At 61.7% G+C, this 22,820-nt stretch carries 14 protein-coding genes; 9 read left to right on the forward strand and 5 right to left on the reverse strand.

Features of this window, described 5'->3' with window-relative positions:
- Nucleotides 1-69 precede the first annotated feature (69 nt).
- The 5 genes from tssH to tssK all read right to left on the reverse strand — a co-directional run bounded on the left by tssH (nucleotide 70) and on the right by tssK (nucleotide 7,492).
- Nucleotides 70-2,817: a type VI secretion system ATPase TssH gene (tssH, locus tag OKW27_RS08975; protein ID WP_429333247.1), complete on the reverse strand. Its 2,748-nt coding sequence runs from the start codon at nucleotides 2,815-2,817 to the stop codon at nucleotides 70-72.
- A 142-nt stretch (nucleotides 2,818-2,959) separates the two neighbouring features.
- The gene (locus OKW27_RS08980) at nucleotides 2,960-3,445 is read right to left on the reverse strand and encodes an Hcp family type VI secretion system effector (RefSeq protein WP_090807873.1); all 486 of its coding nucleotides are present in this window, start codon (nucleotides 3,443-3,445) and stop codon (nucleotides 2,960-2,962) included.
- A gap of 98 nt (nucleotides 3,446-3,543) precedes the next feature.
- On the reverse strand, nucleotides 3,544-5,370 hold the full coding sequence (locus OKW27_RS08985) for an OmpA family protein (protein WP_429333248.1): 1,827 nt from the start codon (nucleotides 5,368-5,370) through the stop codon (nucleotides 3,544-3,546).
- Nucleotides 5,367-6,143 carry a DotU family type IV/VI secretion system protein gene (locus tag OKW27_RS08990; RefSeq protein ID WP_429333249.1) on the reverse strand — a complete coding sequence of 259 codons (777 nt, stop codon included), beginning with the start codon at nucleotides 6,141-6,143 and terminating at the stop codon, nucleotides 5,367-5,369. Before OKW27_RS08990 ends, OKW27_RS08985 begins: the two co-directional genes overlap by 4 nt.
- Entirely contained in the window at nucleotides 6,140-7,492 is a 1,353-nt protein-coding gene (gene tssK / locus OKW27_RS08995; RefSeq protein WP_429333250.1) for a type VI secretion system baseplate subunit TssK, read from the reverse strand. The genes OKW27_RS08990 and tssK overlap by 4 nt, the downstream gene beginning before the upstream one ends.
- A gap of 599 nt (nucleotides 7,493-8,091) precedes the next feature.
- Here tssK and tssB point away from each other — a divergent pair.
- From tssB to tssA, 9 genes are all read left to right on the forward strand, one after another.
- Nucleotides 8,092-8,604, forward strand: a complete 513-nt coding sequence (gene tssB, locus OKW27_RS09000) for a type VI secretion system contractile sheath small subunit (RefSeq protein ID WP_090807869.1) — start codon at nucleotides 8,092-8,094, stop codon at nucleotides 8,602-8,604.
- 85 nt (nucleotides 8,605-8,689) lie between these two features.
- Entirely contained in the window at nucleotides 8,690-10,252 is a 1,563-nt protein-coding gene (tssC, locus tag OKW27_RS09005) for a type VI secretion system contractile sheath large subunit (protein WP_429333251.1), read from the forward strand.
- Between the two features lie 96 nt (nucleotides 10,253-10,348).
- Nucleotides 10,349-12,688 (forward strand): type VI secretion system Vgr family protein, encoded by a 2,340-nt coding sequence (locus OKW27_RS09010; protein ID WP_429333252.1) that lies wholly within the window; start codon nucleotides 10,349-10,351, stop codon nucleotides 12,686-12,688.
- A 12-nt stretch (nucleotides 12,689-12,700) separates the two neighbouring features.
- Complete coding sequence (locus tag OKW27_RS09015) at nucleotides 12,701-15,178, forward strand: glycoside hydrolase family 19 protein (protein WP_429333253.1); 2,478 nt, start codon at nucleotides 12,701-12,703, stop codon at nucleotides 15,176-15,178.
- A gap of 24 nt (nucleotides 15,179-15,202) precedes the next feature.
- On the forward strand, nucleotides 15,203-16,225 hold the full coding sequence (locus tag OKW27_RS09020; protein WP_429333254.1) for a hypothetical protein: 1,023 nt from the start codon (nucleotides 15,203-15,205) through the stop codon (nucleotides 16,223-16,225).
- An 8-nt stretch (nucleotides 16,226-16,233) separates the two neighbouring features.
- Complete coding sequence (locus OKW27_RS09025) at nucleotides 16,234-16,491, forward strand: PAAR domain-containing protein (RefSeq protein ID WP_429333255.1); 258 nt, start codon at nucleotides 16,234-16,236, stop codon at nucleotides 16,489-16,491.
- Nucleotides 16,491-17,687, forward strand: coding sequence for a hypothetical protein (locus OKW27_RS09030; protein WP_429333256.1), 1,197 nt, complete (start codon nucleotides 16,491-16,493; stop codon nucleotides 17,685-17,687). The genes OKW27_RS09025 and OKW27_RS09030 overlap by 1 nt, the downstream gene beginning before the upstream one ends.
- Nucleotides 17,669-21,232, forward strand: coding sequence for an ImcF-related family protein (locus OKW27_RS09035; RefSeq protein WP_429333257.1), 3,564 nt, complete (start codon nucleotides 17,669-17,671; stop codon nucleotides 21,230-21,232). Before OKW27_RS09030 ends, OKW27_RS09035 begins: the two co-directional genes overlap by 19 nt.
- Complete coding sequence (tssA, locus tag OKW27_RS09040; RefSeq protein WP_429333258.1) at nucleotides 21,233-22,813, forward strand: type VI secretion system protein TssA; 1,581 nt, start codon at nucleotides 21,233-21,235, stop codon at nucleotides 22,811-22,813.
- Nucleotides 22,814-22,820 lie beyond the last annotated feature (7 nt).

Here is a 22,820-nt window from a genome sequence, read left to right on the forward strand (position 1 = left end):
GTTCTCCCTCATCACCTGGAAGGAGACTCGCAAATCGCGATTAAGTTGCATTATTTACGACGCACTACACTAGATGCCGGCGTCGGACGGCACACGTTCGCCCGTTTGCTCCACTGGTGGTGCGTTCGCCCCGGCTGCCGGCACATCATCGTGCTCAACAAAGTCGATCGTGAGATTCCCTTCAGACGAACCGGACAACTGGATTTCCGCCGGCGCGGCGCCCTTCGCCATCCGCGTGAGCAGTTCGCGCGACACGGCGGGCAGGATCCGCTGGTTGAGGAACGCATCGACGTTGCGCGCACCCGATTCACGCGCGAGGCAACGCTGCGCGAGTGAATCGGTCAGAGCGTCATCGGCGGTCAATGCGACGTCGTGCTGCCTGCGCAGACGGTCGGCGATTTTCGCGAGCTTGAGCCGCACGATCGAAGCGAGCGCATCTGCGTCCAGAGGGCGATACGCCAGCGCCTGGAAGCGCGCGAGCAGCGCGGGCTGGAAGTGCGCAACGAGCTGCGGATGGATCGCCTCGAGCAGTTCGGCCTGCGAGATGGCCGGGTTCTCCGCTGTCGCCTCGTCGATCTGCGCGCTGCCGAGGTTGGAGGTCATCAGGATCACGCAGTTGCGGAAGTCGATTTCGCGGCCTTCGCCGTCGCGCATCATGCCGCGATCGAACACCTGATAGAAGATGTCGAGCACATCGCGATGAGCCTTCTCGATCTCATCGAGCAGCACGACGCTGTACGGGCGTTGCCGCACCGCTTCGGTCAGGATGCCGCCGCGGCCATAGCCGACGTAGCCAGGCGGCGAGCCTTTCAGTTGCGACACCGTGTGTGCTTCCTGGTACTCCGACATGTTGATGGTCGTGAGCGCCGCCTCACCGCCGAATAGCACATCGGCAAGCGCAAGCGCTGTCTCGGTCTTGCCGACGCCCGAGGGACCAGCCAGCAGGAACACGCCGAGCGGCGTGCGCTCGCTCTTCAGCCCCGCCTTGGCGGTGCGCAGGCTCTCCGCGAGCGCGGCCAACGCATCGTCCTGTGCGACGACCCGCTTCGCGAGACTGTCCTCGATCGTCAGCAGGCTCCTGAGTTCGTCCTCGACAAGTTCGCCGACCGGCACGCCGGTCCACTCAGCGACTACGCGTGCGATCGCCTGCGCATCAACGTCCGCAAAAACCAGCGCTGTCCTGCCCTGTGCATCGGCCAGTGTCCGCTTCGCGCTCGCAAGCGCTCCGGCATCCGGTTTTGAATCTTTCGTGTCCCGCTGTACATGCAACGCCTGGACAAGCCCCAACTCATGCTCGTAGCGCGCCTGCAAAGCCATCAGTTCACTGTTCGCATCAGCAAGAGCAGCAATGAGCGCATCACGTCGCGGCGTGACGTCCGCAGTGACATTGCTAGCGCCGGCCCGTTCGTCCGCGTCGAGCGTCGAGCGTTCAATTTCGATCGCGGCGACTGCTGCGCGGGCACGCTGCAGCTCGGACGGCGGCGATTCCAGCCCCATGCGCACGCGCGCAGCGGCCGTGTCGATCAGGTCGACCGCCTTGTCGGGCAACTGCCGGGCCGGGATATAGCGGCGCGAGAGTTTCACGGCCGCGACGAGCGCTTCGTCGCGGATATGCACGTTATGGTGTTTCGCGTAGCGGCTCGCGAGCCCCCGCAGCATCAGACACGCTGCTTCGTCATCGGGCTCGTCGACCTTGATGATCTGGAAGCGCCGCTCGAGTGCCGCGTCGCGCTCAAAATATTCCTTGTATTCCGACCAGGTGGTGGCCGCGATCGTGCGCAGTTCACCACGCGCGAGCGCGGGTTTCAGCAGGTTCGCCGCGTCGGCGCCGCCGGCGGCGTTGCCCGCGCCGATCAGCGTGTGGGCTTCGTCGATGAAGAGCAGGATTGGCACGGGCGAAGCCTGCACCTCATCGATCACGTTCTTCAGGCGCTGCTCGAATTCGCCCTTCACACCGGCGCCTGCCTGCAGCAGGCCCAGGTCGAGCGTCAGAATGCGTACGTCGCGGATCACATTGGGCACGCTGCCTTCAGCGACGCGTAGCGCGAGGCCTTCGACCAGCGCGGTCTTGCCAACACCCGGCTCGCCGACGAGGATCGGATTGTTCTTGCGTCGCCGCGCGAGCACGTCGACCATCTGCTGGATTTCGCGTTCGCGCCCGAACACGGGGTCAATCTCGCCGCGACGGGCCTTGTCGGTCAGGTCGATGGCGAACCGGGCAAGTGCCTCGCCCTCGATCGGGCGTTGCGGCGCATGTTTCGTAGGCGCACTGGTGGCCGCCGGCGGTTGGGTTGCTTCGACTCCGGATGCTGGCGCTATCGCCGGTTCTGTTTCGTCGGGCTGGTTTTCGCAGGACTGGTGGCCGAGTCGCGGGATCAGGCGCTGGATCTGCGCGCTACTGACCGACAGCAGCGGCCACGCGTTTTGCGCACGCAGCACGTGCGGCGCGTCAACAATCGCCTGCAACAGATGACCGGAACGGATGGGCTGGTCAGCCTCCTGCGATGATGCCCAGTTCCAGGCATCCTGCAGCACGGTCGCCAGCTGCAGGGAAAGGGCGGGTTTGCCGCGCAGGTTGCGGGGCAGGTGATCGATCGCCGCGATCAGCGCGTCCCAGACGGCATTGATGTCGATTCCGTAGTGGCACAGGATCGCAGGAATGTCGCCGTCGTCTGCCTCGATAAGCTTGAGCAGCCAGTGCTCGACGGTGATCTCGTCCGCGAGGCGCGTCCGGCAGAGGCTCGCAGCCGCCTCGAGCGCTCTCGCGCAGTGCGGGTTGAGCCGGCGAAGCAGGTGGGTAGAGTCGCGCAGTGTCATATCAATGCCGTATCACGGAACGGGGCAGAAACGCCGCTCTACCCGTATCAAAAAAGTGCCAGCCCACGTACGGGGCTGGCAAAAAAGGAACCGGCTGCGGGCTGCAGTACCGGTTCCGGCACAACATGGCTTGTGGCCAGGATCAGGAACGCTCGTTCCAGGTATCCTTGTGGATGATGTTGCCGTCCTTGTACGACCACGTGATCGTCTCGTAGCGCAACTCGACCTCTTCGATGTGGTTGTGCTTCTCGTAGTCCGGATTCTTGATATCGAGCATCTTCGGGTTGACGGCCACGATCTTCACATTGTCGAGCCTGGTGTTGAAGTACTCTTTCTCCTTGCCCGCGTCGTCGATCTTGTACCACTTGATCTCGACCGACTTCAGCGTCTGACCGCTCGTCACCGCCTTGTACAGGTACGGCGTCGACGCATCGGTTTCCTTGGTCAGCTTGATCGGCTTGTGCACGCGCGTACCGGTCAGCTTGCCCGTGTTGCCGTCGGTCGGGATGTTCACGCCATGGTCGAACGCGACGAGCTCGACGCTGCCTTCGCGACCCTGGACTGTCACCGAACCCTTGATGTCCGCACCACCGTCGTCCTTGACCCACATGTAAGCCGGAATTGCCATCTTTCACTCCCTTTTCTGGTACTACGACAATCGCCCGGAGCCAGCCCCCGAGCCTCTGAAACCCGAAGCGTTCGCTTCGAGGGCTAAAAAAGGTCCTGCTATCTGGTCGAATCCTCCAACGGGATTTCTTTTGGGGCGTCCGGCACCAGCGTGATTTCGACGCGCCGGTTCCTGGCTCGCCCCTCCTGCGTATCGTTGCTCGCGATCGGCCGCGTATCGCCGTAGCCCTGGATCGCGAACTGCGTGGCGGCAATGCCCGACACCTCGATGAGCCAGTCGCGCACCGCGCCCGCGCGTGCGACCGACAGCGTCAGGTTGCTGTCCGGACTGCCAACGTTGTCGGTATAACCGGCCACGAGAATCCGTTTGTCCGGATGCGACCTGATCATTTCAAGCGCGCCGACCATCGCGCGCGTCGAGCCGGGCTTCAGTTGCGCGCGGCCGCTGTCGAACAGCGACATGCTGTCAAGCGTGACCACTGCAGGTGGAGGCGGCGGCGGCTGGTAGGTTGCGATCGCCTGGTTGAGCGCCGGCATCAACTGCGCACCGCGGTACATGCCGAAGGAAAGTCCGAGCGGCACCCCTGTGCGTGAATAGCGGTCGAGCTGGTCGCGATCGGCCACGAGAGCCTGCAGCGCATCGCGCTTCGCGGCGTCGTGTGCAGCAGGAATCATCGAATATCTTCCGAGATCCGCGCCGATACGGGTGATCAGCGCCTGATTGTTCCTGGCGGCGCCCCAAAACGCCACCGCGATCGCGCAGGCAACCAGAGCAACGGCGTGGGCGAGAGCCGCCAGGCGCGGCGACATCCACAACCGCCGCGGCATGGCCTCGATCAACGGCTGGGGCAGCGGCCACGGCAGCGGGGACGCCGGCAGTGCAGGCGGCACGACCCGGGTCTGCATTTCGACGTCGCGCTCCCAGGGCCTGCCCGGACCGCTCGCCGGCCCGCAATCGATCCAGCCCGCGCCGAACAGTGCCCACGGCGTGGCCGGCTGCCGGCGGTCGCTTAGCACGCCGATCACGACGCGCTGGGTCCAGCCGACGATCGAAGCCAGGCTTGCCGCGCGTGCCGCCACGGCACGGTCGCCTCCGGCCCGCTCAACTTCAGTTTCGGCCACCTGGACCACGGCTTCAAAACGGCTTGCGTCAGCCAGGCGCGTAGCCGATGACACGCCATACCACTGTGGCATCGCGAGTGTGGCCGGCGCATTGGTGAGCCGCTGGTAGACGGCAACAAAGCCTGGCAGGCGCACGCCGAGCATGCGCGAGGCGTCAGCGACGGACTGCCGCACGACGCGCAGATTCTGCGTCAGGACGTCTTCACCCGCGTGCAATGCCGGCGCAACCGACAGCACGACACCATCGGGTGCGCGCCCATCGCGCCACTGCTTTACGGCCACCGCAAGGCGGGGCAGATCCTGCAGCCGGTCGGCCCGTAGCCATATTGCGCCGTCGCCAACGTGTGCGAGACGTCGCTCTCCGGCAATCCGGTCGAACAGGTTCCCCAAGGCGTCGCCGGTCACGAGCACGAGCGGCATGCGGGTGCGCAGGTTGACCGGGATATTCGACGTAGCGGCGCCGAGTGCGGTCAGTACGTGTACGTTCTGTTCGCGCGCGCGTGAGAGCTGACGGGTGCGCAGCCAGATCAGTACCAGCCAGGACAGGACGATGGGGACAGTGAGCGTCCATGCGAGACCCTGTCCGGCGCCCGGTCCCACAGGGACTTCCGTTGGTCGAAGGAAGCCGCCCTGGGGGACAGGCAACACCAGCCAGATAACGGCGAGCGCGAGCGCGGCCATCAGTGTCACGATGGCACGGAACGGGTAACCCAGGCCCTCCAGCGCGCGGCTCTGCGCCTGGTCCAGTGTGCGGCTCGTGTTCCCGAGCGCCGGTCCGGACGGTTCGTGCAGATCGGACTTCACGGCCGCGGCGCCGTCGGTACAGCTGGTACGAGGTGGGCGAGCTGCGCATCGAGCACCTGTGCCCATATCAGCCAGATCACCGCGGCCGCCACGCACGCGAGGCCGGCAATCGCCCAGGGCGAGAGGCGGTAGAACCAGTCCGAGAACCGCCTGCCGGTACGATCGGCAAAGAAAGGGCGGGCAGCGACCGGGCGCCCCCCAAGGGGACTTCCTTCGGGGCGCAGTTTTTCGAGTTGCGTATTGAGTGAGGCGATCAGCACGGAACGCTTCGCTTCGCCTTCACGGGCGTAGCGGCCCATGAACCCCATCCCGAGGACCGCCGCGTAGCATTCGAGCAGCGCAATGTGCGGCGACGCTTCACGCATCCGCTGCTCGAGCCGTTCGAACACGCGTTCGCCCGCGTCATGCTTGCCAAACCGCTCGACCTGCAACGGCTGCGCATCCCAGACCGGCTTGTTCTGCGCACTCAGGTTGCGCAGTACGGCCTCGTCGAGCAGCCCGCATTGGGCAACCTCTGCGTCTTCGCGGACGTCCGCCGCAAAACCGCGCTGATCGAGCGCGGTTGAGAAACCCGCCATCAGCTGCTTGCAACGTTGACGCAGGGTAGCAGGGTCGTCCGTGTGGCCCCCCTCGGACAATCGCGTCACGAGCAGGGCCGTGTCGCGCAACAGGTCCCGGATACCACCGGCGGAAGTACGGTTCGCAGAGGCCGATCCACCCATCAGGGCGGTCTCGCCGCGGGCAGGGGTGAGCGTGTTCGTCAGCGTGCTCATGAGCGCAACACCGCGTAAAGTTCAAGCGACGCGTCGGGAACCGACGTCGGCAGGTAGATCTGGCAGGCGCGGGCGGCCAGCATCCGCGCGTGCGCGGGATCGCTCGCGTCGAGCGCAAAGTACTGGTTGTCCAGCCGCACCGGGATGGCGGCCGGCACACGCTGCACGGCCTTGAGTGGAATGCCTGGAAGCGCCGAATTGACGATGTGCTCGATATCGTCCGGCGCACCGATCTTGCAGAGCTTCGGGAACTGCTCGACGAGTTCGAATGCAGGCGACGCGGCGTGGACCGACAGGTACCAGTCGGCGGAACTCGCTACGATGCGCTCGTCGAGGAACTGGCCCGCCCACGTCGTCGGATTCCTGTGCGTGAGCCCGATCGACACCACACGCGACGGAATGATCGCGTCGAGCAGATCACGGATCTGTGTCTCGAGCCTGGCGAATACTTCATCGGCACGTACGTGGTCATACGCCGGAATGTCGCCGAGCTGCGAGCCGGTCGAGAACGTCATGAGGACGCTCGCGAGCTGGGCAAGCGTCGAGTACAGCCGCTCCGGAGGCTGGCCCGGATGCGTCGAGAAGAACCGCAGTTGCGGCCAGACCGTATGGATGCAGTGGAGCAACCAGAACAGCTGCACGTCGGCCACGCCGTATTCGGCAACCTGCTCGATCCGTTCGCTTCTACGCGAACCCAGCGCCGTGCTCTTCGCCTGCAGGATCTCGGCAAGACGATTGATCCGTTCGACGTGCAGCGCATGACTGCCAAGCGTCAGGCACGGTGGCACGTATCGGTGGTCGACCTGAAATTGCCCGCTCGTGGTACGCGTCAACCGGGCAATCGCACACACCGTGTCGTCGGCATGCGACTCGAAGTCGAACAGCAGTCGCACCGCATGGCGTTCGGCGGCAATCTCGGCCTCGCCGGTACCGTTGAGGTCGATGACCTTGACGAACTCCCGGTATGAGCGCCGCGGCCGCGCCAGCGTCGCTTCGTCGAACCGGCAGTTGCTGCCCGTGGCATTGAACAGCGGCAGGGCGGCCAGCACGACCACGCTCTGCACATCGGCCGGCAGTCCTTGCGTCAGATCACGTGCAGGCGGCAACGCATCGGTCACCGTGGAGTCGATCAGTGTGCCGTCCGGAAAACGCAGCTTCAGTCGGGTGAGCTTCAGACGCCCAGCTGCAAGCACTTCCTCGTCGATATCGATGCCCTGCGTGCCCCACGGCTCGGCGACGCAGGCGGCAGCGATCTGGTTCAACGTGAAGTCGACGTTTCGACCCAGCTGCTGGAAGTGCTGTTGGGTTAGGATCAGCCCTTCGTGAAAGAGCGGTTTATCGATCCGCATGGGTGTGGTTGTGCCGTTATCTTGGATTATGGTGAGTGGCGATTCTATACGCGTGACTTGTGATCCGTATACAGTTGCGAATAGTTAAGCATGCGAACTACATCAAATAGAGGATGATTATTTTTGAGATATTGTCCGTGCCCAGAATAGGCAATATTCTCGATGCATGGTTAGCGCGATGTTGCCATCGTACCGCCTCTACGATTGAAAGATTGTCAGAGAATGTCATGTCCTTGGAAGCCCATGCCAGTAACGGTTTCGTGAAAATTGGCACGCGTTCGCATACCTCGTTTATCAAATTATTCATATTGACGAGTCTGAATGCGCATTGAATTGACGATAATTAACAATCATTCACGATGTCTTTATAATCCGTATCGATTTCACAACGCCGACATACTTTGACTCGGTGCGGGTAAACCTGTTTAATAGCGCGTGGCAATAATGATCGCATGAATGGAGGCCGCGCTATGGGGTACCGCAAGGAGTCCTTCGCGAGCGAAACACGCATATGCGTGTGCGCCCGATCGAAAGAGGTCACCGCATCGCACCGGGCGAGTTCTGCGGGGATCCTGAACGTCGTTCAATAAGGAATACAAATGGACAGCTTCCAGCGCGAAATTCCGAAAAGTCGGGTTTCGATCACGTTAGATTTGCATACGGGCGGTGCCCAGAAGAAGGTCGAGCTGCCGTTGAAGCTGCTCGTCGCCGGTGACTTCAGCGCAGGCAAGGAACAGGCGCCGCTCGCCGAGCGCAAGAAAACGGACATCAACAAGAATAATTTTGATTCTGTTCTCGCTGACTACGCGCCGGACCTCAAGGTCGCTGCGGAAAACACCCTGGCTGGCGACGGCTCGGAACTGCCGGTGAACCTCTCGTTTCGCTCGCTGAAAGACTTCGAGCCGGAACAGGTGGCACGTCAGATCCCGGAGATGCAGGCGCTGCTGGCGGTGCGCAATCTGCTGCGTGACCTGAAATCGAATCTGCTCGATAACGGCACGTTCCGCCGTGAGTTCGAGAAGATTCTGAAGGATAAGCCGCTCTCTGACAAGCTGCGCGGCGAACTCGCACAGATCGCGACGGCGGCCACCCAGCCTGAAGGCCATGCCTGAACGGCGTCGGCCCAAGACGGCCTTCACCGCGTTCCATAACCGGACAGATATGCAGGTAGCGATAGTTTCGCAGACAGGACACGAAATGAATCCCACTGAATCGCAGCAAGGCGGCACGACCGAGACCGTCGTGCTGGACGCCCCGCAAGGCAATCATGACAGCAGCAGCGACAGCGTCTACGCGTCCCTGTGCAGCAAGATCAACCTGAAGCCCGTCGCCGAAGCGCGACCGCTCCTGGCCTTCCGCGACAACGACATCCTCTCTGAAGCGTCGGCCGACGAGCGTATCGCGCGCGGCATGGGCGCATTCCTGGATCTCGTGAGCAAGGCGAGCAAGCCGGTCGACCGGCTCGACAAGTCGCTGCTCGATTTCCACATCGGCCAGATTGACCGCCAGATCAGCCGGCAGCTCGACGCAGTGATGCATACACCGGAATTTCAGGCGCTCGAAGGTCGCTGGCGTGGTCTCAAGATGCTCGTGAGCCGGACAGACTTCCGTCGCAACGCGCGCGTCGAAGTGCTTGACGTGTCGAAGGAGGCACTGCACCGCGATTTCGAGGATACGCCCGAGATCATCCAGAGCGGCCTGTACCGCCTCACCTACATCGAGGAGTACGACACGCCGGGTGGTCAGCCGATCAGCGCGATGATCAGCGACTACGAGTTCGCGAACTCGCCGCAGGACGTGGCGCTGCTGCGTAACATCTCGAAGGTGGCGGCCGCCGCGCACATGCCGTTCATTGGCTCGGTCGGCGCCGCGTTCTTCGGCAAGCAGTCGATGGAGGAAGTCGCCGCGATCCAGGATATCGGCAACTACTTCGATCGCGCCGAGTACATCAAGTGGAAGAGCTTCCGCGACACCGACGATGCCCGCTACGTGGGTCTGACGATGCCGCGTGTGCTGGGTCGCCTGCCGTACGGCAAAGATACGACGCCGGTGCGTTCGTTCAACTATGAGGAAGCGGTCAAGGGTCCGGACCACGACAAATACCTGTGGGTCAACGCGTCGTTCGCCTTCGCCGCCAACATGACGCGCAGCTTTGTCAACAACGGCTGGTGCGTGCAGATCCGCGGCCCGCAGGCGGGCGGCAAGGTCGAGGACCTCCCGGTTCATCTGTACGACCTGGGCACCGGTGCGCAGCCGAAAATTCCGACCGAAGTGCTGATTCCCGAAACCCGCGAATTCGAGTTCGCCAACCTCGGCTTCATTCCGCTCTCGTTCTACAAGAACCACGACTTCGCGTGCTTCTTCTCGGCCAGCTCGGCGCAGAAACCGGCGCTGTATGAGACCAGGGAGGCGACCGCGAACAGCCGTATCAATGCGCGCCTGCCGTACATCTTCCTGCTCTCGCGCATTGCGCACTACCTGAAGCTGATCCAGCGCGAGAACATCGGCACGACCAAGGACCGGCGTCTGCTCGAACTTGAGCTGAACAGCTGGATCAAGGGCCTCGTGACCGAGATGAAGGATCCGGGTGACGAGTTGCAGTCGTCGCACCCGCTGCGTGAGGCGAAGGTCACGGTCGAGGACATCGAGGACAACCCGGGCTTCTTCCGCATCAAGCTCTTCATCATTCCGCACTTCCAGGTGGAAGGCATGGACATCGGCCTGTCGCTGGTATCGCAGATGCCGAAAGCCAAGAGCTGATCCGCATTACCTGATGTAACCCCCGCCGGGGCGCTGAAACATGCGTCCCGGCGTTGTCCTTTGCGATATGACGTGTGTTCAAGGGGTCTTTAGAAAATGTCGATGGTTTTGCCTTCCCAGGCCTATGAGTTGAAACTGGCGCCGCACCCGGCGCCGTTCTCGATCCTGAAGTTCAGCGGGCGCGACGCGCTCAGCGAGCTTTACCGGTACGAGATCGAATTCACGAGCCCGATGGCCGGAATTCCGATGGATCAGGTGCTGGGGCGCCCGGCGAAGTTCATCATCGACCCGATCGACCCGAAGATGGACTATCTGCGCAAGATGTTCGGCGAGAACGCTGGGCAGTTCAGCAAGATGCCGCCTGCACACACAGTCCACGGCATTATCACGAAGTTCGATGAACTCGGGACTTCGGCCGACGAGACGCGCTACAAGGTCGTGATGGAGCCGAAGCTCGCTGATCTGAATCGCGGCGTCACGAGCCGGCTGTTCCAGAAGCAGTCGGTCGAAGAAATCATTACCGATACGCTGCGCCACTATGGTTTCCGCGCGGGCGTCGATTTCGAGTTCAAGCTGCGTGCGAAATACAAGCGGCACGAGTACATCACACAGTGCGAGGAAACGACGTTTGCCTTCATCCAGCGGATCTGCGCGGAGGATGGCATCTGGTTCCGTTTCGAGCAGAAGCGCGATCACGCCGTGATTGTCTTCGGCGATGACCTGGACGCGTATGCCCGCAATCAGCGCATTGTGCCGTTCCGGCTTCACTCCGGGCTGGAAAGCGTCGGCGTAGATGCGATCAAGACACTTGAGCGATATACGCAGCGTGTCCCGGAAGCTGTCCGCCTGCACGACTATAACCACCGGCAGGCCGACGTGTCGTTGCTCGTCGAGGAAAACGCCGCACGCGGCGACAAGACGACCAACGCGGTTGACTATCGCTGGGGCGAACATTACGAGACCCCTGAAGAAGGGCGGCGCATTGCACGGCTGCGGCACGAAGCCTATCTCGCAACACAGATCACCTACAAGGCAACGGGTAACGCATTCGCCATCGAGGCTGGCGAGGTCGTACGGCTCGACCAGAACCCGGTCGATGCGCCGCATGGGCTGTTTATCACGTCGGTGGAATCCAGCGGTGGCCGCAGCCAGTCCTACACCAATACGCTCACGGCGATCCCGGCCGACCGGGTGTGGCGCACGTCGCTCGATACGATCAAAAGACCGGTGATCGACGGTATCCTGCCGGCGCGTATTACGTCGCCGGGCGGATACAAATACGCGTACCTGACCGAGCAGGGCTGGTACGTGATCAAGCTGCCGTTTGATCTCGACGAGTGGAGCCCGGGTGGCACCAGCCGGCCGGTGCGCCTGGCGAAGCCATACAGCGGCGACAATTACGGCCACCATTTTCCGCTGATCGATGGGGCGGAGGTAGCCATCATCCATACGGCGGGGGATCCAAATCGGCCCGTCATCATTGGTTCGATGCACGACAGCCTGCATCCCGACCTCGTCAATAACCTCAACAACACCCGGAACCTCATCGTGACCGCCGCGGGCAATACGCAGCGGATGGAGGACAAGGAAGGGATAGAGCACATCCACGTGATGACGCCGTTCCAGTCCAGCCAGCTGAACCTCGGGCACATGGTCGATACCGACGGCAAGGAACGGGGACAGGGCGCAGAACTCACCACTGACGGACATCTGGCGGCCAGGACGGCCAAAGGCATGCTGCTCAGTGCCGAAGCGCAGCCTGGTGCATCGGGCCAGCAGCTCGCAATGCCCAACGCGGATACCACCTTCCAGCAGGGCGAGGACATACTGCGCTCGCTCAATGAATCAGCGAGCGCCGCGAATGCGTGGCTGGCTGAGGTCGAACAGCAACGTACGCTTGTCGAACAGAAGCTCGCGAAACTCCAGAAGCCGGTGATCGTCGCGAGCGCTCCTGAGGGTATTGGTCTGGCGAGCGGTCAGCACATGCAGCTGGCAGCCGCAAAGCAGATGTTCGTCACGGCCGGGGCAGGACTCGACATTGGCGTGCTCAAGCGCATCACGGTTGCGGCCGGCGACGCGATTTCGCTCTTTGCGGCAAAACTCGGCATTCGGCTGTTCTCGGTAAAAGGCAAGGTGCAGTTGCAGGCCCAGGGGGATGCAATGGAGTTGATGTCGCTCAAGGACATGGTGGTGAGCTCCTCCGACGGAGAAGTCATGATCACCGGGCGCAAGGGAGTGACGCTCGGCGATGGATCGGGGGCCTATATCAAGCTGGCAGGCGGCAAGATCACCCTTGGCAGTCCGGCGGGTGAAATCGAGTTGAGGGGCAATCTGACTATCAATGGTCCGGACGGTAGCAGTTTTGCATTTCCTCAGTGGTCTGATGCGCCGCTCAAAGATGTCCAGCAACATATCAAACCGGGATTTTCAGGCTAACTGGAAACTGACATGACGACACAATCAAATCCTGAACCCCCGATGATCAGCTTCTCCTTTCCGTTCCGCGACGCGAAGGGAAAGGAGATCGTTGACGAACACGTGTTCTACGACTGGCTTGCCAGCGAGGGAAGTGGCAGTTTCGCGATCACCGGTTCTGGCATGTGGCACGGCGGAATTCATGTATCGGCGGACGGCGCCGGGAAACAGATCGACCTCAGGCACGGTGCGCGGTGCATTGCGGTCGGCGAAGTGGTGGCCTATCGGATGAATCGCATTGCGCTGGCCAGCCAGATTGCGGCCGGCAACGGCAAGCCTGCCCAGACCGGCCACTACAGCTCGGCTTTCACGCTGGTGCGGCATACGCTCGAATATCCCGCGAACAACCGGCTGACTTTCTTCAGCCTGTACATGCATCTGCAAAGCCTGGCCGACTATCAGCAGAACTCGATGCCGGCACCGGCCTACTGGGCACGGTCCTGCGAGGTGACGCAGTACGCCTCGGACAGACCCAAAACTGACCCGCACCTGGGCCCAGCCCCGACTGGGCAGGTGGGGCTGAATATTCATGCCGAGGCGGGAAGCCGCACGATCCTTGGGATCCTGCCCCGAGGGGCGCTGGTCCGTATCGGTGAGCGCGACCGTACCGGCAAATGGGGAAGAATCGAAGCGATCGAATCAGGCACGCCGATACCGCCGCGCGTGGCCAGTGTTGTGCAGCCAGGTGCCGATAAGGGCTGGCTTTACCTCAGCAAGGAGCATGGGCATGTGCTGCTTGCCGAGGTCGTGTCGGACGCGCAGTGCGACCAGGTGGTGATACCGGGGAAACCGATCCCCGTCAACGCTGGCGATCTGATCGGCCACCTCGGGCAGTACTGGCTGCCGGACGATCCGGCACGGGACAACAGGATGGTCCACATTGAGGTGTTCTGCGGCGACGAACTAAGCAGCTTCCTGTCGGGAAGTCGCAAGGCCGCAAAGAAGATCACCGATTTCGACAGGCTTCCCCTGCTGCGGATCGGCAAGGGTGTGAAGCTCTTTGCGGGTCATTCGATCAATGAAGAAGGTGCAGATGCCCCCGAAACGTCCGTGCTCCAGATCTACAGTCAGGCCGCACTCGATGCGCTGCCAGCCGAGAGCAAGGGACCCAAGGACGATGCGTATGGAGACGGCGAACCGTGGTGGAAAGTGACAAGCGCCGACAGTCGTCATGCTGATATCAGCGGCTGGGTGCGCAATCGTCAGATGCCACCCAATGGTGGTGTCACGCGCGAATCACCGCATGGATGGAAAGACTTCGAGACAGTCACAGGTTCCGACGCCGGCAATCCGACGATGTTCAGCACGGTCGATGCGTGGCTGGATCATATGCTCCGTGAGGACAAGCCCGCGACCGGTGATGCCTCAAGGCTCAAGCCAGTGGCGTCCAGCGTGTATCGGGAACTGTCACCGATGCGCAACGAGCAGCAGGCAGCGGATGAGTTGCGCGCGCACAAGGACGACAAATGGTTACGCTTCCGTGCGTCGCGTCTGATCCCGAAACATCGTAGCGAATGGGCCAGTCAAAGCGAATACGAGACCTTCTTCGACAAGGTACTGAAACGGGTAGCGAAAGAACCGTATCACGACGCAGAGATCGAGCGCGTTAAAAAACTTGTCTGGTGGGACGATGTTAAGAATGCAGTAAAGGGGCCGTTTCCGTCGAGTTCGGACGTTTATCATATCCACCCAATCTCACTTGTTGGGAATTTTTTATCTGGAGCGTGCTCGTGCGGAAAAGCCATAACCATGGAACAACTCCGAGCCATATTGCCGAGCGACGTCCTTCAGCATGGGCTATTTTATAAAGCCAATTTTGCTGGCGTTCGCAATTATTCCATTGAGAACTTTCTCTCTCTTTTGAATGAAAATATTCAAAAGCACGGAATCGTGAATTGCATCCATAAGGTCCATTTTCTTGCTCAATTTTCCCATGAATGCGATCAGCTACGAACAAACGAAGAATACCGAAATGGAGATGGATCCACCCCTGCGGGATGGAGTAATTACCGTGGCGGATCAAACTTCCATGGCAGAGGGTTGATTCAGCTAACCCATGACGATAACTACACCAAATATGGAAGCGCGGTTGGCAATTCTTCGATTGCAACAGATCCTGATATCGTAAGCCAGCAAGTAGCGCATACCGTGGAATCGGCATGCTGGTACTGGAGAAAGGGCAGCGCTTGGGGGGATATCAATCCAATGGCCGAGCGAAGCGATTTTCTAAATGTAACGATCGCAGTTAACGGAGGATATAGACACGTGTTTGAAAGAAACTCGCTTCTTCTGAAGCTAGCTCCGCTCCTCAAGCTGGATGAGTGCTGTAATGCGGTGAATGTCAAGCTTAAACACTTCGTATTCGCTGAGAGCGCCGTAGGTACCTCAAATTGGTACAACAATCATATATCCAAGGCGACAGAAGTCGAAGGTGCTTTAGCAGGTCTATAGATACCCACTAATGAGTGATGTCGCATGTTAAAATTCAATCTTCGCAGCTACATTTGTATATTAATTTTTACTCAGGTTGCATTTCTGGCCCTGCCCGCGCTATCCGCTGAGCTTATTGGGCAAACCATGTCCGGAGGCAATTTTACTCTGGAATTAAGTAGCGCTACTAAGCCCTCTAGTCCTGATGGGATTTGGGGACTCGCAACGGTGACCTACAAGGCCGGAAAGACGACGACTCCAGAAGTATATACATTTCCGGTTCAGGCTCCGCCGGTCATAAAAAAAATTGCATTCGGATTATTGGCAATTTCCGAGAAAAATGGCGGCATGAATGGCTCGTATAATGTGACATTTCTTTATCCTGGTGACGAAGGCCTAACAACTATCGGCGGGGTCGAGTCTGATTTGGATAACGGAAAATATATTGAGATAAACCGGATTTCACCGAAATGGATTAATAAATCCGGTGAAACTGAAATGGCGTATTTAATCCAATCAGTCTCAAAAAATAGATCAGGTTTCATTGGCCCAGATGGAAATCAAGCTCTTGACAACGCGATGATATTTTTCGCCATTCCCGATCTGATGAACGAGATTCGCAAGCAGGATTCTCTATTTTCTCATAGCTATACGAGCCAACTAAGCAATGAAGTCAATTCGTCGATCGCAAACCTGATACGTCGAAAGTTCCTGGGGAAAAGCGTTAGTCTGTGCGGCGACGATCAGTTCGATGTGTTTGTCTGCAAACTTGACAAAAGGGTCATCTCTGTCTGCTCCGGAAATATGAACGGCGCTGCAGTTCTTGAGTATCGTGCCGGCTCCGATCGGAAAATTGAACTGTCTTTGTCCAAGCAGATAGATAGCAACTATGTTGCCAACAAAGAGGCCGAATCGTTTGAGAACGGTGGATACAAATACACCGTCAAATTTGGAAATGGCGGGGACACGAGCTCGGGTGGTGTCATTGTTGAAAGAAAAGGAACGATTGTATCTAGCCAAAAATGCCAGCCTGAAATGATCGAACCGTACCTCATACCAAGAAAATAGAATAGATCATGTCAAATTTGATACTCGAAGGTGATTCGACCAGCCACGGCGGTAAGGTCATCTCTGGCTCGGACCGCATCCGGATTCGTGGTCGCCGTGCGGCCCGAAAAGGCGACCTCGTGTCGTGCCCCCTGCATGGCGACAACGAAATCATCGAAGGCAGTGATCGAATCAAAGATGGAGATGTTCCGCTTGCCCTGGACGGGCATCGCGCGCGGTGCGGATGCGTCCTGATCGCGTCGTCTGGGGCGGCGAGGATTCGCTGATGCCTGTTGACTTCGATGCACTTCCAGCACGGGGGGCCATTCCAGATGGGAGACAGGCAGTCGTACCCTGGCTGATCGCGGTGGTCATCATTGTCGCGGCCGGGGCTGCAACCAGTATTGCGACATGGCCGGCGGGACGACCTACGCAGACTCCGTGGTTCTGGATTCGCATGTTCGGACTGCCACTGCTTGTTTGGTTGGGGCTGTATTTCGGCTGGGGATTTCTGGGGGCTCACCGCTTGCGCAATGCTTTGGCTGACAATGCAGCCATTGATCGCAAGGAAGCGCGCCTGCACGGCGATGCGAGCGTGCCGTTCGCGGTCATGGCGCAGTCCTGGCGCTTTTCGGGCGACGCTGGCCAAAACAGACTCGAAGACGCGATGAAGACCCGCGAGTCCACAGAAAATCCGGCTGGCTCGGGCGGGCTTGTCATTCCCGGTCGAGCGTTTTTCCGGGGCAACGAGGCCGACGAATTGCGTCGGCACGCAGTCGTGCTTGAATGGCTGCTCGTTGAACTGATCAGGCCGCTGATGGCCCCGCTGAAGGCCGCTCACGGCCTCACCGTCTGGTTGTGTCTCGATTCGGATCTGACCGCGGATGTTGCAAAGACGGTGATTACCCGAGCGTGGGCAACGCTCGGGCTGAGGTACGCAGAGAAAGTCCAGTTGCTGGAGCCGATGTCGCTTTATTCGCTTGATGCCTGGTTCGACATGAGAGCGCGCAGTGCGCGTCATCTTGCGATCGCGGTGCAACTGAGAGGCGCCATTAGTGGCGGCATTCAGGCTGGACAGGCGGAAGCCGGCGCGGCAGTTCTGCTGACCGGCACGTCGGCCGAATCACCGGATTCGGGGGTACCAGTCCGCGTACACCGGCCCTCCAGGGGCACTGCCGGATCACTCGATGAAGTGGTTGCGAATGCATTGCGCTGGGGACATTGCGCTGAAGGCAGTATCGATACCGTCTGGAATCCGGGATTGGTTGAGCCGCTCGCGGCCGCATTGAGGAGTCTCGATGGTTCCGTGAATGAAGCGCCGGCCGTAGAGCTGGTTCGAACCATCGGCGATGCGGGTGTTGCCACCCCGTGGCTCGCACTGGCACTTGCCGCTGCAAACGCGCAGGAAAGCGTGAGCCCACAACTGATTCTGGATCAACAGGGCGGCGAATTGGTCGCAATGATATGTCGAAAGAAGACTTGAACGAAAAGGCTTCCGCAAGGGTGCTGATCTATCTGGGATGTGCGCTGGCAGCGCTGTTTGCTGGCGTCTGGTTGTGGTTATTGAATGAAGGCCCGCAGCGAGGCTGGCTTGCCGACAACCGGAGCGTTGTAGGCGTTACGCTCGTCGCCGGATGGTTCGCGTGCATGCTCATGGCCGCACTCTACGAGCGCGGCATTCGCCAGTGGGCAGCGGATTCGCGCGTCGCACGGGCGTTCGAGCAGAGTCGCCAGAAAAAACAGCAAACCGCCAGACCCGCAGACGGGCAACACTCCTTTGCATTCTCCGTTTCGCAACTTCGCGACTTTCTTCGGGAACGTCACGGTTGGTGCTGGCGTTATCGCGACCGCTGGTTGCTCATCGCAGGCGACGAGCCGCTCGTCAGGCGTCTTGTGCCCGGGCTCGCGGACACCGGCTACGCGATCACCGGCGATACCGTGCTGCTGTACGCGAAGCAGACCACCGACAAGCTCGATGCCGAATGGCTCGACCAGATCCGCCGTCTGCGCCGGCGACGCCCTGCCGACGCGATCGTAGCCGTGACGCGCAACCGGAGCTCCGCCAACACGCCGTTCGACGCGGAGGGCACCGCACAGCGGCTCGCACGTCACGCGCGCGCGCTACGCTGGGCGGCGCCCGCGTATCTGCTGAACGTCACCGACTTTGGCAACGAACCGTCTGGCCCCGGCGAAGCGATCGGCTTCACCTGGTCGAACGGGCGCATCCGTCCCGACGAAATCGACGCCTCGCTGCGGGGAATCGCAGACAATCTCGCCGACGCGGGTGTGATGCGTATCACGCAGGATCGGGATGACCGGTACCCGGCCGAGCTGTCGCGGCACATTGCGGGATTGCGCAGCGCATTGTCGGATCTGGTCATGCAGACCGGCCAGTCACGTCTGTGGCGCCATGCGGTTCATGGGCTGCTGTTCGCTCCACTGTTCGAGGAGCGGGAGCTGACCGCCCCCACTCCAGACTCCGAAGACGGCGAACCCCTGCCGCCGCAGCAACGCACGATCTGGCAAACGGTCGGCGACCATAGCCGCAGGATCCACGGCCGGCGCGTCGGTTCCTCGCTGTCGACCATGGCCGCGTGGGTAACGACGGCACTCGTCGGATGCTGGATCGCCGGCACGATGCTTTCGGGTTTCACCAATCGATCGACGATCCAGACGTCGGCCGACACACTGACGAAACTCTCGACAACGCAGGACCGCACGCAGGCGGCGCTCGCACTCGACAGCCTGGACAAGCAGCTCGACACCCTAGAAGTCCGTCAGCGCGACGGCGCACCGTGGACCACACGCTTCGGCCTGAACCAGGACAGCGTGCTGTTGACCGCCGCCTGGCCCGGCTACGAAAACGCCGTCAGCCGCATCCTCGTCGCACCGATCCGTCTGAAACTGGAGGAGCGCCTGCACCAGCTCGCCTCGCTCTCGGATGCGGAAATCGCCAGCGGCGGCAACGCGCAGGTCCAGGCCGCCTACGACACACTCAAGACCTACCTGATGCTCGCGAGGCCGGACCGCGCGGTTGCCGCATTCCTGACGCCGCAGCTGATTGCCACGGCCGTACCAGCGCGCCCGGCCAATTCCCAGCTCACGTCCGGCACGTGGGAAGACCTGCGCCAGCGTGCAATCGCGTTCTTTGCGAGTCACCTGGGGCGCCATGGATCCGCCGGGGACTCATCGCTCGCGATCGTTCCGGATGGCGCACTGGTGGCCACGGCGCGTCAGACCATCATCGGCGTGCGCGGCATCCAGAACTCGACTGACGCGATCTACCAGCAGATCCTCGACGACGCGAAGCCGAAATATCCGCCGGTGTCGCTCGCGACGCTGCTCGGCGATACGAGCAGCAAGGGGCTTTTCAATACCGCGGTGACCGTACCGGGCGTGTTCACGCGCACTGCGTGGGACGAGCGGATCTCGAAAGCCATCGACGACGCGAGCGAGCAGCGCAACGTGACCGGCGACTGGGTGCTCTCAGACGTCCACGCGAGCGCGCCGTCGACCGGCTCGCTGAAAGCCGAACTGCGTCAGCGCTATTTTGACGACTACGCGCGGGCCTGGGAGCTGTTTCTCAACAGCCTGCGCTGGCAACCCGCCCCGACGTTGTCAGGCACGGTTGACCAGCTGACGCTGCTCAGCGATCCGCAGCGCTCGCCGCTTGTTGCCCTGATGAACGCAGTGGTTTATCAGGCAGGCGCGGGCACCGCGACGCAATCGCTGTCCGATACGCTGATCAGCAAGGCGCAGCAACTTGTCGGCGCCGACGAGAAAGATCCATCGAAGCAGACCCTGCCGCAACTGGCACCGCTGGCCGTGGCCTTCGGACCGGTCCTGCGCCTGACGGGCAGCGACCTGGCTTCCCTGGCTTCGGGCGCGCCCGCAAACACGAAGGCCGCCACGCAGCTGGCGGCCACGGGCGACCTGAGCCTCGCGCGTTATCTCGAACGGGTGAGCGCGATGCGGCTGAAGGCGCAGCAGATGGTCGACAGTGCCGACGCGGACGCGATGGCCCGCGCGGCCGCACAATCCGTGCTGCAGGGCAAGACGTCTGATATCGCCGACAGCCGGGATTACGCGGGCCGTCTGGCTGCGAGCCTCGGCGAGCAATGGGCAGGCTTCGGCGATCTCTTTCAGGCACCGCTCGACCAGACCTGGCAGGTCGTGGTGCAGCCGGCCGCAGCGAGCCTGAACGACATCTGGCGCACGGCGATTGTCGCGGACTGGAACCGGACGTTCGGCGGCCGCTATCCGTTCGCCGATTCGGATAACGATGCCTCGCTGCCGGAGATGGCGCGCTTCATGCGTCCGGACAGCGGCGTCATCACCGGGTTCGTCACGACGCAACTGGCCGGTATCGTCGAGCGTCAGGGCGACCGATGGGTGGCGGCCCAAGGAGCAAACCACGGCGCGCTCACACTCGATCCGGGCTTCCTCGCGGACCTGAACAGGCTCACCCGCGTGGCGACCGTGCTGTTTCCATCCGGCGACGCGCATGTGCGCTATGAGCTACGCGCGGTACCCACACCAGGCGTGACCGACATGAAGTTCGTGCTGTCGGGCCGCGAGTTGCACTACTTCAACCAGAAGGAAGAGTGGACGCCGTTTATCTGGCCCGGCGACTCGCTGGAGAATCTCTCGCATATCGAGTGGCAGACCGAGCAGGGCGGGTTGCGCTCGGGGCTCGACGCCCAGGGCCGGTTCGGGCTGATCCGGCTGCTTGAGCACGCGAAGGTGTCGCCGCAGGACAGCGCGCGCTATCTGTTGACATGGACGCCGGACCGGAGCCAGGGCATTCCGCTGCGTGTACAGCTTCGCAGCGAGGCTGGAGCGGGGCCACTCGACGTGCTCGAACTACGCCACTTCACGCTGCCGCCGCGGATCTTCGTGACCAGCACGGCGAAAGGCGGACCGAAGCTCTCGGCCGTCAATCCGCCGCCACTGCCGCCGTCAGCGATTGCAGCAGCGAAACACGCTGCGATGCCGCTGCCGCATGGCGCGATGCCGGAGGTCGAGTAAATGCTGTCCGGTCTGCTCAAAACCCTGTTTCCTTCGCGTGATGCGGAGCAACTGATGCGCGCGCGTCTCGATGCGTGGGACGCGTGGCTGGACCCGTTACCAGGCGACCACGGTGTGGGCCGCGATCCGGGCTACGAGGATGCGTTCTTCGAACTGAAGGACGAGGCGAACAGGCTCTCCGCCATTGATGACGGCCTGATCGTGCGCTCCTGCGAGCAGCTCACGAAGGAAACCGGCAAGGATCTGCGCGTGGTGGGGTATTACGCGTTCGCGCGACTGCGCCAGGATGGGACGGCTGGCTTCGCGGACGGTCTGGAGCTTGCGGCCGCGCTGGTGGAGCGGTTCGGCGAGGCGCTGCTGCCCGCACGCGCCGAGGCGAAGAAGGGCGCGCTCGATATGCTGGCCACCACCCGCATGATCGATCTGCTTGAGAGCCGCGGCGAGTTCGCGCCGGCCGATCTCGAACGTGCGCTCGCCGCGCTCGATCTGCTCGTGACCCGCACCGGGGTGTGGCCGGAAGCGGCCCGTCCGAACCTGCGCCCCCTCGTGTCCCGTTTCGAGCGCAGCGACGATCCGGCACGCAGCGCGGAACCCGACTCGACCGCGCCCTCCGCTGTGGCAGGTTCCCCTTCAACATCCAGCGCGATCGGCTCCACGCGCGATCTGCTTGACCAGGCGCGCACGATGGCAACGTGGCTGCGTGATCAGGAAAACGGCTACCTGCCTTCCGTGCGGCTCGTGCGCAGCATCCGCTGGGACACACTCCACGAGGTGCCGCCAGCGGATGCGAGCGCACGCACGCGCCTCGTGCCGCCTCGCGGCGAACTTCGCCAGCAGATGAAACGGCTCGTGCTGCAGAAGCAGTGGCACGAACTGCTGGAGCGCGTCGAAGGGGCGTACATGGAGGGCGTGAACCACCTCTGGTTCGACCTGCAGTACTTCCAGCACGTCGCGCTCGACCACGTCGGTGCGCCCTACAGCACGTGGCGGGAACTGCTGCGCGCCGACTTCGCGTTGTTCCTCGAAAGGTTGCCCGGTATCGAGCGGCTCGCGTTCAACGACGGCACGCCGTTCGCCGACGACGCGACGCTCGAATGGATCGCCCGCCACGCGGTCGTGCGTGATCTCGAGGCGGGCGAAAGCGTTGCACCACTGTCCGTATCCGCTGACAGCGACGATGGTGCTGCTGGCGACTGGCCCGAGATTGAAGCGCAGGCGCGCGACATGGTGGCCGGCGACGGTATCGAGGCAGCCTTCGCATGGCTCGACGCACTGCCTGGCATCCGGACCGAACGCCAGCGCTACCTGCAGCGGCTCGTGATGGCGCGACTCGCCGATCATGCGGGCTGCGCCGATACGGCGATGGCGCTGCTGACCGAACTCGATGCTGCTGCCCGCTCGTTGCCGCTGATGCGCTGGGAGCCGGCGCTCATCTTCGAGGTCAAGCACCAGTTGATGCGTGCGCTGAAAGCGGCAAGCAGCCGCAAGGACGCGGACAAGCCGGCGCTCGCGCACCGCATCGGTCAGTTGCGCGACGAGCTGACTGTGCTCGACCCGTCCCGTGCGCTGACGCTGTCATAAGAGAACG

This window comes from Paraburkholderia sp. 35.1 (assembly GCF_050436525.1).
Lineage (GTDB): Bacteria > Pseudomonadota > Gammaproteobacteria > Burkholderiales > Burkholderiaceae > Paraburkholderia > Paraburkholderia tuberum.

Coding starts and splice junctions, on each gene's coding strand:
- tssH (WP_429333247.1), bottom strand. CDS start 2,817: ATGACACTGCGCGACTCTACCCACCTGCTTCGCCGGCTCAACCCGCAC.
- OKW27_RS08980 (WP_090807873.1), bottom strand. CDS start 3,445: ATGGCAATTCCGGCTTACATGTGGGTCAAGGACGACGGTGGTGCGGAC.
- OKW27_RS08990 (WP_429333249.1), bottom strand. CDS start 6,143: ATGAGCACGCTGACGAACACGCTCACCCCTGCCCGCGGCGAGACCGCC.
- tssK (WP_429333250.1), bottom strand. CDS start 7,492: ATGCGGATCGATAAACCGCTCTTTCACGAAGGGCTGATCCTAACCCAA.
- tssB (WP_090807869.1), top strand. CDS start 8,092: ATGGACAGCTTCCAGCGCGAAATTCCGAAAAGTCGGGTTTCGATCACG.
- tssC (WP_429333251.1), top strand. CDS start 8,690: ATGAATCCCACTGAATCGCAGCAAGGCGGCACGACCGAGACCGTCGTG.
- OKW27_RS09010 (WP_429333252.1), top strand. CDS start 10,349: ATGTCGATGGTTTTGCCTTCCCAGGCCTATGAGTTGAAACTGGCGCCG.
- OKW27_RS09015 (WP_429333253.1), top strand. CDS start 12,701: ATGACGACACAATCAAATCCTGAACCCCCGATGATCAGCTTCTCCTTT.
- OKW27_RS09020 (WP_429333254.1), top strand. CDS start 15,203: ATGTTAAAATTCAATCTTCGCAGCTACATTTGTATATTAATTTTTACT.
- OKW27_RS09025 (WP_429333255.1), top strand. CDS start 16,234: ATGTCAAATTTGATACTCGAAGGTGATTCGACCAGCCACGGCGGTAAG.
- OKW27_RS09030 (WP_429333256.1), top strand. CDS start 16,491: ATGCCTGTTGACTTCGATGCACTTCCAGCACGGGGGGCCATTCCAGAT.
- OKW27_RS09035 (WP_429333257.1), top strand. CDS start 17,669: ATGTCGAAAGAAGACTTGAACGAAAAGGCTTCCGCAAGGGTGCTGATC.
- tssA (WP_429333258.1), top strand. CDS start 21,233: ATGCTGTCCGGTCTGCTCAAAACCCTGTTTCCTTCGCGTGATGCGGAG.